This is a genomic window from Paenibacillus sp. 23TSA30-6 (assembly GCF_014858585.1).
Taxonomy (GTDB): Bacteria; Bacillota; Bacilli; order Paenibacillales; family Paenibacillaceae; genus Paenibacillus.
Window position 1 is genome coordinate 1 of sequence record NZ_SLTL01000007.1, and the last position, 17,630, is coordinate 17,630.

Sequence of the window (17,630 nt, forward strand, 5' to 3'; positions counted from 1 at the left end):
TTGGGCGATGACAGGCTTCGCAACCTAACCTGTTGCCTTGCTATCAGCAAATTCAGTTTATGCCCTTATGGGCGCACACACATCGCCATAGGCCATTCGTCTCGATCCTTGCCCTTCTTTGTGGGACCCCCCCGTAAAGATGCGTCACGGTTGCTGTCGGCTCCGTCACGGTCAATTGTGCATGTGTTGGAGTGTCCGGCTGCTATAGCCTCTTTAATGTGCTGGGCAGTCTCAGGATATTTCGCTGACGGGAATTCCAACTGAACTGTTCCTCTTGGATTGCTCGATGTTGGTATATTTGACGTTTCAACAGGTTTCAGAGCAGGCAAAGGCGAGCTTTGTCCGTGTTCGCTGAACCACCACAATACCCCCGCTACTAAAATGATTGCTGCTATTGCATTAATAATTTTACCTCTCATCATTCATCCCCCTAAAACGTAAAAACACCCCACCAGCTTAGCCAGTAGGATGTCACCGATGTTTTCGATATCTTAATGTATTGTTACAACCAACCAAATGCTTTTGCTATAGTAATTCCTGATGCAGATACTTGGATTGACTTTGTTAACAAACCAAAAATTGCCTTCGCACTCTCCCACTTCTTTTCTTTTATATTAGTTTCAAGCGCTTGAACCATTTCTACATCTCTTGGTTCTCCGTTTTCCTCAGCATAACGAAGTAATTCTTTAATTAAATTCGTAACATCAGCTTCAGTTTTGTTAGTTATACTTTGAAATATATTTCCTTGTGATCCAGTGTTTATATTAAGAGTTTCCCCGTTTACTCCATTGATATGATACTGTCTATTATCCACCATAAAAACAACTCCTTTATCAAAATCATTTATTTTTAATAATCCATCTTGGATTAATTCCTGCATACTTTTTGCACCAATTAAATCGCCAGATGGCCTTGGATATCCCTCAACCAATATTCTTTTTTTTTAGCGTCATCAATAAAGTCATCTGTAAAATTGAAAACTAAAAAACTGTGATCTAAATCATTAACGATCTCTTCCCCGCAAACGTGACATTCCGGAAGATCGTATTCATCAATTTCATCATTAATTTCACAGTGATATGCTTTATGATTGTTTGGACACATATAAATTCTAGAAACATTAACTTCAAATCCATTTTTCGACAACAAAAGTTTTAAAACAAAATCGTATGTGGTTTCAAAATCTATAGCCGACAAAACATTTTCTACAGTAAAATCGAGTATAGGAGGAGTTGAAGATGCCCAATTAATTAATAAATCATTTATTTTACCTATAGGCTTAGACATCTTCTCTCCTCCTTGTAATCTTATATTACAGTTTCCTTTACTTCCTGTTCCTCAAGCTCTAGAAGTTTCTCAATATAAGTAACCTTAATAATAGCATCGACTACATGATCAATTACTCCCTGGGTTACAACTGAATTAAACTTTATACTGCCTGATTTAATGTTGATATTAAAGGTGACTGGAAATTTCACTTTTGTGACCTCATCTTCATACTCTTCTAGATGTACAGTGACCACCATACGATCATCAGAGGGAAGCGAATTATCACGTAAAAACTGTTTGAATTTAGCTATAAGCAAATCATTCTCCAAATCATATTTTCCTTTTGAACTAGTCCACTTAAAAGTCCCAACAGTTGAGGGAATGGCAATTTCCTCGGATGAAAAACCGGCTTGAAGCAAAGCTTTTATCCTATTCGCATCTTTATTTGTTAACTTTGTAAGAGTCTCGTATTTAAAATCTCCTTCGTATAAAAGAAGTTCCATGATAAAAGATTTTACATTAGCAAAATAAGTAGTTGTAGTTCTAAACTCAAGCAAACAGTTGTCAAAGTGAATTGCAACTGGAATAAAATCAGCATATGCGCTAGTTGTGGTTCCATTCCAACCGTTTTTTATTTTTGTGTACCTTCTTTGAACAGTGTTTATAAACACAGTGTCGCCTTCTTGATAAAAACCACAAATTCTGACTTTATCATCATAATCCGTCTGCCAATTAACCAAACCGCGAAAGTTATGAGGTATAAGTTTTCGCTCAAGAAGCAGTTTTATTAATTTTTCGGGAGAGTTTATCTCCTCTGCGAAAGGAGTCAATGGTTTTTCTATAATGAGCCCACAGCTACTTTTAGTAAAAGCAAACTCTGAGGCGAGATGATTTAAATCTTCCTCATGTCCTGCTTCAACAATTGCTGTTTCAATATCCTCGATAGATTTGCCATTCAATTTCTTTATGCCTTTTGCCTTAGCTAACTTACGAATTATTTTTTCAGGAACTTTGGGATATTTACTCATTATAAGCCCTCCAATACAGTTGCAGGGCCCTTGCAAATATTATAAAATATAAGTAGGTATTGGACTAGGGCCCTATGGTTCTGGTCTTTTTTCAATTTTATACCATAACCTTCGGGATATCCATACATTTTTTCTCATTTTCCGACATTTCAATAGGAAACAAGAACCATAAATAATATACATGTAAGTTAGTAATATAATTATACAGAACATTTGTTCGTGTTTCAAGTAAAAAAAATCCCTACCATCACAAGCCAGTAGGGTATTTGCTTTATCCTTTTATTCGTAGTTACGGGTGTTTGGACAAGTTTTTATCTGGATATATATTCCTAGTTCTGATAGACTACGACTAGAATATCCAATGTGAAGGGGATTGTATACTTTGGAACCTGAAAATCAAATCAAAAATGAACAAAAGAAGATCCGGATAAATTGGAGACTGGTGTCCATCTATCCTGTTGTATTAGCGTCTATTGTATTATTTGGACTCTTTATTTATCCCACTATGTACAAGTACGATAAATTGAATCAAAAGTACCCTGTAATGATCAATCGTTTAACTGGAGAAGCAAAGATTCTTACTCAAGACGGCTGGCAAAGCACCCCTGATATTGATTCTGCACTAGGCAAAATGGAACAATATAAAGGTGAAATATCTGTAGAAATTGACAATCAGAAAGAAGAAATCACGCAGGATGTAATGGCTGCTGTAGAGAGACAACTAGATGAAATCAAAACTCAAAGCGCATCGTCAAATCAAAATTCGTCAGAAAGTGAATTTGCAGCTGTACGGAACCGAGATGTAGATCTTCCTAATAATAAGCCTACTCAAGACGATCAATTCATTGAAAATCAAAATAATAAAAAAGGTACTTTTAGTAAAGGTGACTCAATGGATAAAGTAAAGGAAGTTATGGGAACCCCAAGTGGTATTTCGGGATTTGGAATGTATGAGACTTGGATGTTTGATTTATCTTCGGTTAATTTCACTGACGGAAAAGTGACTGGATGGAGTGATATTAGCCATAACTTGAGAATAAAATAAATGTGGCCCCGACATAATCGCGCGGGGCCACATTTATTTTATTCTGTTTTTGTTGGCGCAGAAATAGACTCAGTTGCAGTCTGAATCTGACCTGATGCTACCTCTGCTGTAGCTTGAGAAAGAATAGCTGTGACTTGTGCAGCTAAAGAAGAGACTGCTTCCTTAGCTGCTGCCTGTGTTGCCTCTTCACTCGGTAGTGCTTCGGTAGCCAGCACTGTCTTTGTTTTGGCCTTATATTCAAGGTATGCCTTCTCAATTGCAGACCTTAGCTCTACTTGGGATACTGCGATGCCTTGACTGGTAAGAGTAAGTGAAGCATACTGTAAAGCCTCCTGAAGCTTTCGTTCACCCCCAGCCTGCTTGAAAGCTGTTTGTACAAAAGCAAAACCCTCTCCAGCAATCTTGTGGATTACTTCTCTCTGCGCTTCCGTTGTACGTGCCTCAAGCCATGCGTTTACTTTCCCTTTAACTGTGTTCAAGCCAGCTAAAACGAATGTTGTGAGTACGCCTATGGCGGCTGTAGCAATAGTGGTAACGTATGGTTGTACACCTTCGATTAATGTTTGCATGATTATTTATCCCCTTTCGTTTTCAGGCCAGCAATTTTATTTTTAGCATCCCATGAAATCTCTGCTCCGTAAGATTCAGCAATGGGCCGCAACTGTACAAAAGCAGTTCCCTCAACCAATTTAACTGATTGCAATTTACGATTATTCAGATATGCTACCTTTTTGGCATTGTCCCAACGTAAAGGGATACCAAGAGCATCCGCCAGCACGCGCAACGGAACGTGAGTCTTTCCATCAAACAGCAGAGCTTTACCCGCATTCTCTCCGTTAATCTGGAATGATCCATTCTTAACAGTCGAGTCCTCCTCTTTGGGTACGGATGGCTTCTTGCTGAACCGCGTCCGAAGCTCATCTGCCGTACCGTCAAATTCATTCAGATCGACAGGACCAGCGATTCCATCCACCTTACGCGTGCCGGACGGCAGTGTGCCACCAGCCGAACCATCGCTATACTGCCAAATATCCCAACGTAACCATCCAGATGCGCCAGGTGGAACCTGTGTGGCGCTGTACCGGGCAATCCACAGCGGGTAATCTGATAAGCCGCTGAAATTACCGATGAACGAAGGATATGTGTACACGATTGGTCGTACTCCAGTAAGTCGCTCAACCTCCTGCAAAAACGCCTTGGCTACGGCTGTCACCGCTGATTTGCTCAGGCCGGACTTATTGGACTCGTAGTCCATTACAGGCGGCAAATCAAATGTCTGGATGCCTCCTGCTGAATCAATGGCACTTACAAAGTTTGCTGCTTCCTTTCGGGCATCCTCTGGCGTTATGGCAGAGTCGTCTACATAGTGATAAGCTCCAACCAGGATTCCTACAGCTCGCGCAGCCTGCGCATTACCTATGAATGTCTTGTCCCGATATGACTTTCCTTGACTGGCCTTGATGAAGGCAAATGATATGCCATCTTCCTTCACTACCTTCCAATCAATCTTTCCTTGATATCGGGATACATCTATTCCCTGCGTATTCCCCTTCTTACGTGATTGCAAAATAATCACTCCTCAATATTGTTTTATAAAGCAGGCTTTTGATCATCGTCTTCTTTCTGTTCTTTAGCTGGCAAATTAGGATTGATTGGTGCTTGTGACCGGGATTCAAAAATTTTGACCGCATTCCTGAGTACGTCTGGCATTGGCACTCCCATTCTGCCGACATTTTCAATAACCGAGAGCAGTTCATTCGCCAAATAAAAGAAAATGACCGCATCTCGGAAGTAATGCGCATCCCCCAAAATACGATCAATCAAGTGTGCTACTGTCACCAACAAGAAAATGGCCACCTTACGGGCAATTCCGTAATACCCTTTCCTGCTCTTCAATTCTCCGTTAATCCAAGCTGCCGCCCAGCCGGTACAGAAGTCGATAACGACTATCCACCATAATAGCGTCAACATCGTTGTCCACCCCCCAAAAAAATAACCGATCATGGCCCCTGCGGATAAGCCTTTAATTGCCTGATCGACTTTCTCATGCATGACCTTTCCCCCGTCGCTCTGTTCAGGAAACTTTTCCTGAGCTATCATCGTTTGCTTTTTGATCCTTTTCTTTTTGAGCCTGTATCTCTGCTAATGCATTCCCTACAGAAATATCCAATCCCTCAAGTATTTCTTTACGTTTATGTGGCTGTGAAGCAATTACAGCGGAAATGACCTCAGTCAAATCCTCAACAGGTCTGGTTAGATCCAGTTGTATATCCAATGTGGATTTTATCTTTGCCATGGGTTTCGTCACCTCCTCAAGACGCAAAATAAGCCCCTGAATTAACAGAGGCTTTCATACTTATATCTTAAAATGGTTTGATTGCTATAACGCTGCGGATTTTTCAGGAAAGAGCAAATTATTCGTTTTACAGGAATTATAGAGGGTAGGTTTTCAGAATAGCGACTATGGGCTGTCATATTATTGCTTATTTATTCAGTGCACACAGCATTGCACCGACTCCAACTTGCGTTGTTATTCATTAGGGAACTGGAGTAAACGCCACAGTTGGTACCGTTTCCGAGCCGAGGACCCTCTGAGCGTCAATTAGATTTCCGCTTTCATCCATCGTGAAGATGTTAGCCGTAAAATCGCTGCCTGAGGTTGTATCTGCTTGTAATTCATAACCCAAGGCTCCAGCAATAGTATAAGTCTTAATAATATTAGAAAGCGGAGGCACTGAAAATAGTTCATGAGCAATAGGTGTTTTCGGCAGCCCGTTGCCAGTGATTATGAAAACTTCTAATTGAACCATAGGTAATTGCACCGTACTGCTATTTCGGATTGCCAAAATGAGTGTTGTTGCCAACCCATTATTCTGAATGGGTCCCGACGTCCTTGGCATCTGCGTCCCCTCCAAACCATTATTTTATGGAACAGGCGTTAATTGAGATATTTCCTGGCTCTCGCTGCCCAGTACTCGCTGGGCTCCTATTATATTGCCATTTACATATGCTGGGAATATATTCACTGTTAAGCTGGTCGTGCCCGTGACATTATATTGAACTTCATATGCGACAGCACTAGAAAGATTGAAAGTTCGAATAAAAGTAATCAATGGAGGCACTGAAAAAAGCTGATGGGCTACGGGTGTTGAAACACCCTGAATCGTAAGAAACACTTCAATTTCGACAACACCGGCAGTGCTGAGATCATCATTGCTTAGTAAAATCGTTACAATTTCAGCTGGATCGGAAATATTATTCCATATAAGACTAGTGGTATTTGCCATATGCTTTGACTCCTTTCCGGGTGTACTTTGAAATATATAAAGAGTATATGCCAGCAGAAAATAATCGGATTGGATGAAGCACGAATTTTAAATGGATGCGTTAGTTGAGCAAGGTTAGTTTGAGCTGGGATGATTGAAGTTGCGCCAACTTACCAAACAACTGACTCGATACCACGATGTTCTATTGAATTATCGTTCCCAATAGTTCAATAGAACATCGGCAGTCCATTTTATTTTCTCGTCTATGGCTTCCGTTGTTTCAACTATTGGAGGCATTCTAATAGTTATTTCACTAAGACTGAGAGGCTATATTATTCTATAGCGGGTTTTGCTTCCATAATATCGTCTACCTTTATAAAAGACATAAAAAACCTCTCCAAACCTAAGAGGTTTTTTATGTCTTTATTGTATTTTGATTATAATGTGGTAATTGGATTGTCAACACTAAACTAGACAATTTTTTTGTGGTGCCTCTGCTTGAACTCAGCCGGACTCAAGTAATCCAGAGAACCGTGAATCCGAATATGGTTAAACCAGTGTACATAATCATGTAATTCTGTGGTTAGCTCAGCAAGACTTTCAAAATGACGTTTCTTTACAAACTCCGTTTTGAAAATTTTAAAAGTAGCTTCCGCAACGGCATTGTCATAGGGACAGCCTTTCATGCTCAAAGAACGTTCAATCTGAAAAGCCTCCAGCGCATCGTCAATGAGCTTATTCTTGAATTCATTGCCTCGGTCGGTGTGGAAGAGCTGAATGTCATTCAGGTTGCCCTTAATTGAAGCCAAAGCACGGTAAACCAGCTTGGCATCCTTATGAGGGCCGGCACTGTAGCCGATAATCTCGCGGTTAAACAGATCTACAAAGAAGCATACGTAGTTCCAATATGAACCCACTCGGACGTACGTCAGATCGCTTACGACGACAGATAGCGCCTGCTCTTGTTCAAATTTTCGGTCCAATACATTCGCTTGCTTGGCTTCATTGCAGCTCGTGGGACGAGGCTTGTACTGGGCGACTGTATACGAGGAAACCAACCCGAGTTCCTTCATGATTCGCCCTATTCTCCGCCTGGATACCGTAAAGCCTTGTTGGTGCAGCTCTTTTTTAATCTTACGCGTACCGTAGTTTTGGCGGCTGCTTTGAAAAATGTCCATAATCAGCGTGGGAAGCTCATCCTCCGATGTCACTTCCACTTTGTTTTCTTCATAATAATACGTGCTTCTAGGGAGTTTTAGGACGTCGCACATTGCTGATACCGAGTATTTATGTTTATTCTGGCGAATGACATTTACTTTCGTCCCATGATCAGCGCGGCTTGCTTTAAAATATCATTCTCCATGAGCAGTTGCTTGTTCTGTTTTCGAAGTTCGATCAGTTCTAATTCCTCTGGAGTCCGGTTGTCTTTCTCTTTGAAGGATCCAGATGTGGAACTCTGTTTCACCCATTTATCCAATGATGAAGGATTCAAATCATATTCTTGAATGATATCCTTTCGTGCTTTGCCACTTTGATAGAGCTGAACCATCTGCGCTTTAAATTCAGCGCTAAAGGTGCGTCTTTCTTTTAGTCATCGTCCGTTCGCTCCTTCTAGAATTTATCTGTAGTCTTCTACTATATTAGACCACAATTTTTCTGTCTAGAAAAGTGTAGCCGATCCAGTTTGCAGTACAACATAAATATAAGCTCAAATACATCAGAGGACAGGACATACAGGTAAACATTACAAAGACTCTACCGGTTACATACCGATAGAGCCTTTTATACCGAAACAATGATCGGGCATTACCGTGACATTGCTTTAAAAATTAAACCCAACAGGCTTTAGTGATGATAACCAACAGAATAAAGAGCACCAAAATTGCTGCTGGCGATGTGAAAGCATCAAAACATTTTTCCCTACGCTCAGCTCCTCCAACACATTCACTCACATGAACTCCTCCTTTTATTTAGGTACTGTATACCGTATGTGCCATTCAATAAATTTGACAAGGTTAAACGGAGTTTACTTCAACGAGAAAAAGCTCTGATAACCTTAGGTACCTCTAACAGCTTGTCAGTGGAACTAATATTCGCTCTATAAGTCCACGCTTACTATAAAGTAGGATGTACACGACGTTATCAGAAGATTGAAATGACGTATATCCGTATTTCATCCTGATATCTCTTTTATATCGCTCAATGTGATTGCTTGAATAAACCTTTTTCGCCATGTTGAAAGCACCTTTTTGCATCTTCTAGAAAAAAATCACTCCTCGAGAAACATATTGCTGTGATTAAATGATAGAAAAAAAGCAGAAAACCCTTGCCGCAAGTGGCAAGGGTCAAATGTAATTATGTAGTGTATGTGGGTCTATTACCTTTTTTTATTGAAACCTTAATCATATAAATATATAAAGAAATTACGATATGAAAATTTCTTGTATGACAGTCTTGAAATTAGGAACCTATACCGTGATCCATTGGCTTTATAATAGCATCAGGAAAAGTCGTTGAAATTTGTCCACTCCAGAAAGTAAAACTAAAGAAACTTATTACTAAGATGGCAGAGATTAAGCCTCTCATGTACTCTAACCTCCTCCAAAATTTTTTTGTAACAGTTTAGTTGGCCTTCTGTAGCTTGTTCTCTGCATAATTCAAACAAGGCAACTCCCTGAGCAAACATACTACTGTTGTTAATAGTAACTGATAAATTGAGACTCTGTAAAGTATTTTGAATACACTGATCTGACAAGCCTTTATCTAAATAATACAGGGATAAATGATAATGAAAATGTAATCTTCTTCCTAATGCAATAATATCATCATATTCGTTGAATTTTGATATTTCTTCAGATAATTCCTCTAGGGTTTTATCTATAGAAAAACCGTATTTATTTGCTGTCCCTACGATAATCGCCAATCCAAATAGAACTTCACGAGGATGTGAGGCTAAATAATGTGTATATTCCGTTAATTTGTGATTATGACCCATGAGCATATCCAACATATACGAATTAGCTACTGCAAACATTTTAAACTTATTCATTTCCTCTATTCCAATAATATCCAGACCTTTAAACCAAGACAAATCAGAATATCCATCAATATATTTTCTAGAGTCTTCATAGAAACCCTGCTTCTCATATTCAGTTGCTTTTAAAAGGAACCCCTGACCATAATACACTACCAAGTGTCGCTCTGTATTCAAAGAAGTCTTTTCTCGCTTACTCGTTTTTCTTTGATTCTGCTCCTGATAAACGACCTTTGCTAATACGATTAACTCGTCAGCGCACTCCCCCATTCGTTTCCAGTCACTCAATGTATAATATGTGTTTGCCAATTGTAATAGTCCATCTAACTGGAAATGTACAGGCAAACGATTTCGAAACTGTAAAAACCGTGTGGCTGCATCTCTATTTTTCTGCAAGTCTTGACCCAAGGCGGCACGAAACAGCCGATACTGGCTAATCGCCAAGGTTTCGGAATGCTGGTGTTTCTCATGTTCAGCCACACACTCATAGAGCGGCACCGCCCCCTGCTGATTTCCCGCTGCGTGTACCTTCTCTGCAATTTCGAACACTAGAGAAAGTTGATTTAGATTCTCTATTAAACGAGATAATACTCGTTCTATACATTCAGTTTTCCCAAGCTCTGCACAACGCAGCAAAAAAGGTTCCACCCGACGACGATCCGTCTTTCCTGTAATAAAGCATTCATCCACGTAACACTCATACAGCCATCCCTCTGGTTTATCTAAAGCCTGGATCATACTATCAAAATGTCGCATCGGTAGAGGATATTTATGGGGATCGTGATTGAGCAATAAACTAAGGTAGCTACCCCTTATTTCTGTTGCTTTCGAGAAACCGCCTAGCGTAAAGCCTTCTTCTTGCATACACTTTCGTATTTCTGAACGAATCACAATGGCTTGTTCCAATGAATATGTCGCCTCCAGTAATGATTTTAAAATTTCATTTAGAGAACCTACTTTTTTACGTAATATTCCGATTATAGAATGTACCTAGAAATAATGTCAATTATACCCACGATGAAGTTGCAATTTTCAATGAAAATCTATTTTCGATAATTATTTTATCTCATGGTACGCTTTGAATAACCAATTAGCAACCAATCAAGACTAATTTTTCAACCTATATACATAAAGAAGGTGAATCATGTTGGACAACAATAAAAAACACCCTGTAACGCCCTTCGGATGGACGATCAAGCAGAAGCTTGTGGAAAGGAAACTGGATCAGAAAACGTTTTGTGAGACGTATCAAATTCCGCCTGCCCGGTTATCGAATCTCATTCATGGTACAAGAAAAGCCAAACGACACAGGAAAATAGTATCCCAATTACTTGGCATTCAGGACGAGTCATAGAAACCTATCGTACATAGAGGGGAGACTTTGAACATGCGATATTTTCACAAGCATCAGCCTGAACAGTGTGTGCTCTGCCATTCGACCGATTCGATCATTATTTCCAAGGGTGCGTTCATTTGTGCCCACTGTTACCTCAAAAGCATTTACAAATATCATAATAAACTACGGGGTTACCCTCGCTCCAAGGTGATTTTTCTGGTAAAACAGTACATCAATCAGGATGGATAAACGTGCTGCTTCACAGATGGGTATACTCCTTGCAAGCCTCACCATGCTAATGACCCTTGTGATGACCCTATGCTATAATGTGGAAAGTATGGATAGTTACATGTACAGGAGGATGGGAGCAGAATGATCGGGAAATTTTTAATTTTCTCTCTATTATGGAGCTTGCTTGGCAACCCGTTTCTGGCGTTGCTCGTACTGCTGATTGTGATTTACATATTGGATCGCAGCTTTATCGGTGTATTACCCAGCATCAGCAAACCATGGAAAAGAAGGCGCAATGCTGCGCGGCTGCGTCAGCAGATCGCTTTAAATGCCAACGATGTGGCTGCCAAGTTCGATTTGGCTCGTATTTGGATTGAAAGCAAGAAATATCATCAGGCTTTGAAGCTGCTGCTTGACATCGAGTCCCGTTATGAGGGTTCCGCAGATTATTGGAATGCACGGGGAACGGCTGAGGTTCATACGGGGCACATCGAGGATGGAGAACCGCATTTACTGAAAGCACTGGACATTAACCCACGGGTGCAATACGGTGAGCCTTATTTGCATTTGGCCGCAGCTTTCAAGGAACGTGACGTAAACAAGGCGCTGCATTATCTATACCAGTTTCAGGAGATTCAGTCTTCTTCCAGCGAGGGCTATTATCTGACAGGCTTGATGTATCGTTTGCTGGGACGCAAAGACGAGGCCACGGCAACTTTTAACCAGTCTATCGCTGTCTACCGCTCCCTGCCCAAATACCGCAAACGAAGTGAACGCAAGTGGGCTGTACGCAGCTTATTCCGTAAATTAATCGGCTAGAAAGAGCTGGATTTTATATGGACGACCTTTCTCCTCTCATGAGAAAGGTCGTTTTTACGTTTCATCCACATAACACCTCCATCGATCTGGATCGGTATTTTGATCCTTAGGATGAGAGGTGTTTTTTTATAAACAGTTGTTGACATGCCAAAGATTGGGTCCTATAATCCGTTTATAAACTCTTGAGTTTATATATAAACTCTTAAGTACAAAATCAGGAAGGATGATCATCTTGTTGAAACACGGTCTCTACATATCTGCTATATTCATTCTTCTGTTCACCTCAGCCTGCTCATCTACAGGATCGAGTGATCATGAAGCAGCAGAACAACAAAACCAAAAGGTTGAAGCAATGATCGTTAAAAAAGAGCCACTGTCTTCGTCTTTTGACCTTTCAGGCACACTACAGCCCTATGAAGATACCATTGTATCTTTTGAGTTATCTGGACTGGTACGCGATACCCTTGTAAACGTGGGAGATTCCGTATCCCAGGGGCAGATCATGACCAGGCTAGATTCATCCAGCTATCAGCTCCAACTGGAGCAAGCCAATACAGCCATTCTTGAAGCACAGGCAGGCATGAAAAATGCAACTGCCGCCATTTCAAGCGCAGATGCCTCCATCCAATCCGCCGATGCGCAAAAGGCAGCAGCTCAGGCCGGAGTTAACAAAGTGAATAAAGGAGCCAGAGAGCAGGAAAAGGCACAGGTGCGTATCAAAGTGCAAAGAGCACAGTCCGCTTTGACTAAAGTACAGGCTACTGCTGAACGCACCAAGCTTTTATATGATCAGGGAGCTGCAACCAAAAACGATTATGAAAATGCGCAGCTCGCTTTGACCAATGCCACCAAGGACCTTGAGGATGCACAAGAAGCCCTCTCCTTAATCCAGGAGGGAGCAACATTAGAAGATCGGCAATCGGCAGCATCCAGTTTACAGCAAGCCCAAGCCGGGAAAGAATCTGCCATCGCCGCGAAGGAACAGGCTGTAGCCTCCAAGGATAACTCTGCTGCGGCATACCAGCAAGCGGTCATTGCCAAAAAGCAGGCCGAACTTTCCCTCTCCAAGACAGCTTTAAAAGCACCGATTTCCGGCGTTATTCTGGAAAAAAAGGCAACGGTCGGACAATTGGCTAGCGCAGGACAGCCCGTATACCGTATCGGACAAATCGACAAGCTCAAGGTGCTGCTCCCTGTTCCCGATCATGAAATCACGAACTGGAAGCAAGGTCAGATAGTCCAGCTTCAACTGTACGATGAGAACAGAGAAGGAACGGTCAGCAAAATTTATCCGGCCACCAACACCAATACGGGCAGTATCAACGTGGAAGTGATTGTTCCTAACACCCAGCATGATTGGGCCCCGGGACAAGTCGTAAAGGCAGGCCGCCAACTGACCCAGAGTGAGCAAATTTTGCTCCCGGCCAAAGCTGTCATTAATAACGGTACAGATACTTTTGTCTATAAAGTGGTGAACAACAAGGCGCTAAAAACCATCGTGAATGTCGGTCAGATGTCGAACAATAAGCTCGAAATTACCAAGGGGCTGAATGTCGGGGATCGTATCGTTACCACCGGAGTAAACCTGATCTACGATGGGCTGCCCGTTCAGGTCACGGGGGGAACGAGCAAATGATTGCATATTTTATCCGAAAGAAAAAACTGACCCTCTTTATTTTTATCATGGCGATTGTTGCCGGGCTGTATAGTGTCTCTCAGCTTCCCCGGCAGGAAACGCCGGATATTATCAAGAAAACCGCTGTGGTCACGACCCTCTACCCTGGAGCTACACCCCAAAAGGTAGAACAAACGGTCACGAAACCTCTGGAACAAAAAATGAAAGAAATCAATCATATTAAAAAGATTTCTTCTACATCCGAAAATGGACTTTCGACGATTATCATTGAGACAGAAGGCAACGCCAACGCCACAGAAGCCTGGGATACATTACGCAAAAAAATGAACGATGCCCAGTCTTCTCTGCCCACAGATGCTCAAAAGCCTGTCGTTAACGATGATTTGAATAAGGTATTTATCCATTCCTACGCCATCACGGGGGACTCTGTGGAGCAATTGTATCAACTAAATGATATGGTGAAATCGTGGAAGGATCAATTAAAAACCATTCCCGGTGTATCGGAAGTAACAATCAAGGGATTACCGGATCAAGAGGTTCAGATTCAGATTGATGCTCAAAAGCTCCAGCAGTACCATATCAGTTGGGAACAGCTCATGAGTGCAGTGCAGAAGGAAAATGAGCAATCTCCGATGGGCAATCTGGATTACAATGAACGTACCTATCGCTTGAATGTAAAGCAGTCCAAGGATGCTCAGGATTTGAGTAAAGTCATTATTTCCAGAACGGACAGCGGCGCTCCTGTGTATCTCAGTGATGTGGGCACCGTATTGCTTACCCATAACACCAGCAGCTATATGGCCTTTTTTAACGGTAAACCAGCTATTACACTGACGATTAACGGTAATACCGGCTCTGACGTAGACACGATTTATAGCAAAGTAAATAAAGAAATGCAGTTGTTAAAACCAGATCTGCCTAATACGTTTCAACTAAATACGTTATTTTCACAGATCGAGCGGATTGATCATATTTTTCATGGCTTGACCCGTGAATTGCTGTTTGCCATTGCGGCGGTTGTGATCGTATGTACATTGGGCTTGAATCTGATTACATCCTCTTTTGTGGCACTGGCTATTCCTATTTCAATCGCCATAGGTTTCATTATTCTCCCTATGCTCGGAATAACATTGAATCAGGTTACGGTCATTGGCTTAATTATTGTAATGGGGATTCTAGTCGATGATGCTGTGGTGGTTAATGATAATATTGAACGCAGAATGATGACCTTGGGTGAGAGTCCCAAGATAGCTGCATTAAATGGAACAAAAGAAGTTTCCATTTCCATTTTGACCGCAACCTTGGCAACTGTAGCCTCCTTTGCCCCGCTGTTCTTTTTATCAGGCGATGCAGGCTCCCTTATGAAACCATTACCGTTTGCTGTTATCTTTACGTTATTGGCTTCCATGCTCATGTCCTTTACCGTCATTCCAATCTTTAGAGAATGGTATGGACAACGAAGTCAAAAAACGCCCAACTCCACCATGAAGCCGCCGGGACTGCTGGGAAAACAAATTGATGCTCTTCGTAACGTATATACCAGCAAGCTGATTCCCAAAGTCATCAAGCGACCTGCATTGTATGCTTCATTAGGATTATTGATCAGCACCACACTGTACGGCGTACTTGCTCTGATTCCGATCGACCTGTTCCCCAGAACCAACGATCCGGAATTAAGCATTAATGTGCGTATGCCTACAGGTACTTCTATAGAAGAAACCAAGCGGGTCACCGAGGATATTGCCAAATGGGTGAAGCAGCAACCTCATGTGGAAACGATCAGTTACGCGGCTGGCGGCGACGCTCCCCCGTTGTTTCGAGATATGACCGCTGACGCCAAAACAGGCACAACCGTGGGTCAGATTGCTATTGTTGGGGAAGAAGGTGCATTTGATCCCGATGAAATGGCAGACAAATGGCCCTCCATCTTAAAGGATCGTTATCCAGGTCAATCCATTTCCTTAAAAATAGCCAAAGTGGGGGTGCCTCTCGGTAAGCCGATCTCCATTCGGATTTTAGGCAATGATGTAGATCAGTTGCGTTCGTTGTCACAGCAGTTAAAAGAAGACATTATGGCTACCAGAGGAACACAGGACATACAAGACAATATGGAAAATGAAGGATATACGTTGGATTTCCAAATCAATAAACAAGCGATGGATCAATATCAGGTAAGCAATAATGATCTGACACGTACACTCTTGTTAATGGGTAATGGCGTGAGCTTTAGCCGATTTGATACGGGGAAAGATTTGATCAATATTAAGCTGAAGCTAAGCCAAACCGATCAAAATCCTGAAATTTTGTTTCAGCAATTGAATGTGACCAATGCCAATGGTGTTCAAATCCCTTTATCTCAATTGGCTGAGTTGAAGCCATCCTTTGCAACACAAAAAATTAACCATTATAATTTAAAGCGTTCGATTACTGTTGAAGCTGAAGTTCACGGACGTACAGCTTCCGAAGTCATGAAGGATGTCAAGCTTAAATTGCAGGACATTAAATTTCCTCCAGGCTACACTTGGGAAATTGGCGGCGAGATTTCAGGGCAAGATGACATTTTATCAGAAATAGGATGGTTATATGTTGTCGTCATACTATTAATCTTCATGCTGATCTTTTTGCAATTTTATTCTTTCTCGACTCCACTCATCATATTGACTACCGTGTATATGGCAGCAGCAGGCGGATTTCTTGGCTTGTTCATTCTAAATACGCCGGTTTCTTTTATGGGCGTGTTGGGCTTAATGACCTTGGCAGGTATTGTCGTACGTAACGGCATTGTGCTGATTGAGTTTATTGAGGATGCAAGACGTGAAGGGATCGAACTAAAGGAGGCCGTTGTTGCAGCGACCAAAGCGCGTTTCCGTCCCATATTGCTTACTTCACTGACAGCCATTGTCGGTCTGATTCCGATTGCGCTTATTGGAGAGCTTATGTTTAGACCGCTGGCGTATACCATTATATTTGGATTGATGTACTCAACCATTCTTACGATGTTTGTAGTACCCTCCCTGTATATGGTCATAGCCCGATGGAAATTAAAAAGACAGAGCAAAAAGTGGGAGTACAATGAAAAAAATAACGAGTGAGGATATTATTTATGCTGCCCTTTCCCTATTTTCGGAAAAGGGATACGATGGCACTTCGGTGGATGAGATTGCACGTAAAAGCGGGATGGTGAAGGCTTCCTTTTATAAATACTTTCAAAGTAAAGAAGAGTTGCTGCTGGGGACAATCGTCCTGATTGAAAAACTTTTTGATGCAGATATTAAGGAGCTTTATATGAAGCATCAGTTGCCTCCCCGTGAAAAGTTGAGACAACTGGCCTTGATTGCTCTGGGCCGGATTTATAAGAATAAAGTTCATTTGCTGGTATATTCCGTCCCTTTAATCGGTTCTAAGGAAGAAAAAATTGCGCAGGCCATGGATCGTCTTGAACACAATATATCTAACCTGATGGTCGATTTCTTAATTGATGCTTATGGACAATCTATACGTGACTATGCATACGATATCGTTTTTGTCGTGAGAAGCATGACTATCAATTCCTTCCGAATGAGCGATTCAGAACTGTCCTCGACGGAGCATCAAACACTGGCTGAATTTATCGTCAGCATTACAGATATGCTAGCACAAGGAATGCTGAGCCCTGATGTTCAACATCAAATCATGTGGGGCCGCGATTCCGGATTATATGAAGACTCTGATCAAATCTGGACCAAAGGAAGACAAATCGCCCATGTGCTTCAACATATGGACGCAGACTTGAAGCAAGTCGAATTAGATGAAGCCATCCAGAATGAACATATGCAAATATTAAGCAGGCTACAGGGTGAGCTGTCGGAACAAAACGTGGAAACAGCCCACGTTAAAGCCCTTCTCTTTTTTTTGGAACAGCTGCCTGCGTTACAGGAAGACTGTAAAAAGCTGAAAGCTATTTTAGAAATTTAAAGGGTTCCGTTC

18 protein-coding genes and 1 pseudogene are annotated in these 17,630 nt (G+C 41.6%); 6 read left to right on the top strand and 13 right to left on the bottom strand.

From position 1 onward, the window contains the following. Positions 1-77: 77 nt before the first annotated feature. The 4 genes and pseudogenes from E0698_RS27620 to E0698_RS07935 form a co-directional block, all read right to left on the bottom strand. Positions 78-266 (bottom strand): annotated as a pseudogene (locus E0698_RS27620) (NucA/NucB deoxyribonuclease domain-containing protein); the annotation flags it as partial. 236 nt (positions 267-502) lie between these two features. Beyond that, positions 503-931 (bottom strand): hypothetical protein, encoded by a 429-nt coding sequence (locus E0698_RS07925; RefSeq protein WP_192511193.1) that lies wholly within the window; start codon positions 929-931, stop codon positions 503-505. Beyond that, positions 895-1,287, bottom strand: a complete 393-nt coding sequence (locus tag E0698_RS07930) for a hypothetical protein (protein WP_149095777.1) — start codon at positions 1,285-1,287, stop codon at positions 895-897. The genes E0698_RS07925 and E0698_RS07930 overlap by 37 nt, the downstream gene beginning before the upstream one ends. Positions 1,288-1,307: 20 nt before the next feature. Further along, on the bottom strand, positions 1,308-2,297 hold the full coding sequence (locus tag E0698_RS07935) for a hypothetical protein (protein WP_149095776.1): 990 nt from the start codon (positions 2,295-2,297) through the stop codon (positions 1,308-1,310). A gap of 382 nt (positions 2,298-2,679) precedes the next feature. Here E0698_RS07935 and E0698_RS07940 point away from each other — a divergent pair, with 382 nt between their 5' ends. After that, positions 2,680-3,342, top strand: a complete 663-nt coding sequence (locus tag E0698_RS07940; protein ID WP_192511194.1) for a hypothetical protein — start codon at positions 2,680-2,682, stop codon at positions 3,340-3,342. 38 nt (positions 3,343-3,380) lie between these two features. Here the strand turns inward: E0698_RS07940 and E0698_RS07945 are convergent, their stop codons facing one another. The 9 genes from E0698_RS07945 to E0698_RS07980 all read right to left on the bottom strand — a co-directional run bounded on the left by E0698_RS07945 (position 3,381) and on the right by E0698_RS07980 (position 10,548). Beyond that, entirely contained in the window at positions 3,381-3,911 is a 531-nt protein-coding gene (locus tag E0698_RS07945) for a phage holin, LLH family (RefSeq protein WP_192511195.1), read from the bottom strand. 2 nt (positions 3,912-3,913) lie between these two features. Then, positions 3,914-4,909, bottom strand: a complete 996-nt coding sequence (locus E0698_RS07950) for a GH25 family lysozyme (protein ID WP_149095773.1) — start codon at positions 4,907-4,909, stop codon at positions 3,914-3,916. Between the two features lie 23 nt (positions 4,910-4,932). Then, positions 4,933-5,394: a phage holin family protein gene (locus E0698_RS07955; RefSeq protein ID WP_149095772.1), complete on the bottom strand. Its 462-nt coding sequence runs from the start codon at positions 5,392-5,394 to the stop codon at positions 4,933-4,935. A 22-nt stretch (positions 5,395-5,416) separates the two neighbouring features. Further along, the gene (locus tag E0698_RS07960; protein ID WP_149095771.1) at positions 5,417-5,638 is read right to left on the bottom strand and encodes a hypothetical protein; all 222 of its coding nucleotides are present in this window, start codon (positions 5,636-5,638) and stop codon (positions 5,417-5,419) included. Positions 5,639-5,879: 241 nt separating this feature from the next. Further along, entirely contained in the window at positions 5,880-6,206 is a 327-nt protein-coding gene (locus tag E0698_RS07965; RefSeq protein WP_192511196.1) for a hypothetical protein, read from the bottom strand. Positions 6,207-6,266: 60 nt separating this feature from the next. Beyond that, positions 6,267-6,629, bottom strand: a complete 363-nt coding sequence (locus tag E0698_RS07970; RefSeq protein ID WP_149095769.1) for a hypothetical protein — start codon at positions 6,627-6,629, stop codon at positions 6,267-6,269. Positions 6,630-7,078: 449 nt separating this feature from the next. Further along, positions 7,079-8,157 (bottom strand): IS3 family transposase gene (locus E0698_RS07975; protein ID WP_192511197.1). Its coding sequence is split into 2 segments (ribosomal slippage): positions 7,079-7,956 and positions 7,956-8,157, totalling 1,080 coding nucleotides; the frame shifts between segments, so codons are not numbered across the junction. A 280-nt stretch (positions 8,158-8,437) separates the two neighbouring features. Further along, the gene (locus tag E0698_RS27625) at positions 8,438-8,560 is read right to left on the bottom strand and encodes a YjcZ family sporulation protein (RefSeq protein ID WP_443146904.1); all 123 of its coding nucleotides are present in this window, start codon (positions 8,558-8,560) and stop codon (positions 8,438-8,440) included. 590 nt (positions 8,561-9,150) lie between these two features. Then, a complete protein-coding gene (locus E0698_RS07980) occupies positions 9,151-10,548 on the bottom strand; it encodes a DNA-binding protein (protein ID WP_192511198.1) in 1,398 nt (465 codons plus the stop codon). A gap of 238 nt (positions 10,549-10,786) precedes the next feature. Between E0698_RS07980 and E0698_RS07985 the strand changes: the two genes are divergently transcribed. The 5 genes from E0698_RS07985 to E0698_RS08005 all read left to right on the top strand — a co-directional run bounded on the left by E0698_RS07985 (position 10,787) and on the right by E0698_RS08005 (position 17,618). Continuing rightward, a complete protein-coding gene (locus E0698_RS07985) occupies positions 10,787-10,996 on the top strand; it encodes an XRE family transcriptional regulator (protein ID WP_192511199.1) in 210 nt (69 codons plus the stop codon). 354 nt (positions 10,997-11,350) lie between these two features. Beyond that, positions 11,351-12,028 carry a tetratricopeptide repeat protein gene (locus E0698_RS07990; protein ID WP_192511200.1) on the top strand — a complete coding sequence of 226 codons (678 nt, stop codon included), beginning with the start codon at positions 11,351-11,353 and terminating at the stop codon, positions 12,026-12,028. 223 nt (positions 12,029-12,251) lie between these two features. Continuing rightward, complete coding sequence (locus E0698_RS07995; protein WP_443146905.1) at positions 12,252-13,664, top strand: efflux RND transporter periplasmic adaptor subunit; 1,413 nt, start codon at positions 12,252-12,254, stop codon at positions 13,662-13,664. Next, complete coding sequence (locus E0698_RS08000) at positions 13,661-16,756, top strand: efflux RND transporter permease subunit (RefSeq protein WP_192511201.1); 3,096 nt, start codon at positions 13,661-13,663, stop codon at positions 16,754-16,756. The genes E0698_RS07995 and E0698_RS08000 overlap by 4 nt, the downstream gene beginning before the upstream one ends. Further along, complete coding sequence (locus E0698_RS08005; RefSeq protein WP_192511202.1) at positions 16,737-17,618, top strand: TetR/AcrR family transcriptional regulator; 882 nt, start codon at positions 16,737-16,739, stop codon at positions 17,616-17,618. The genes E0698_RS08000 and E0698_RS08005 overlap by 20 nt, the downstream gene beginning before the upstream one ends. The last annotated feature ends 12 nt before the right edge of the window (positions 17,619-17,630 follow it).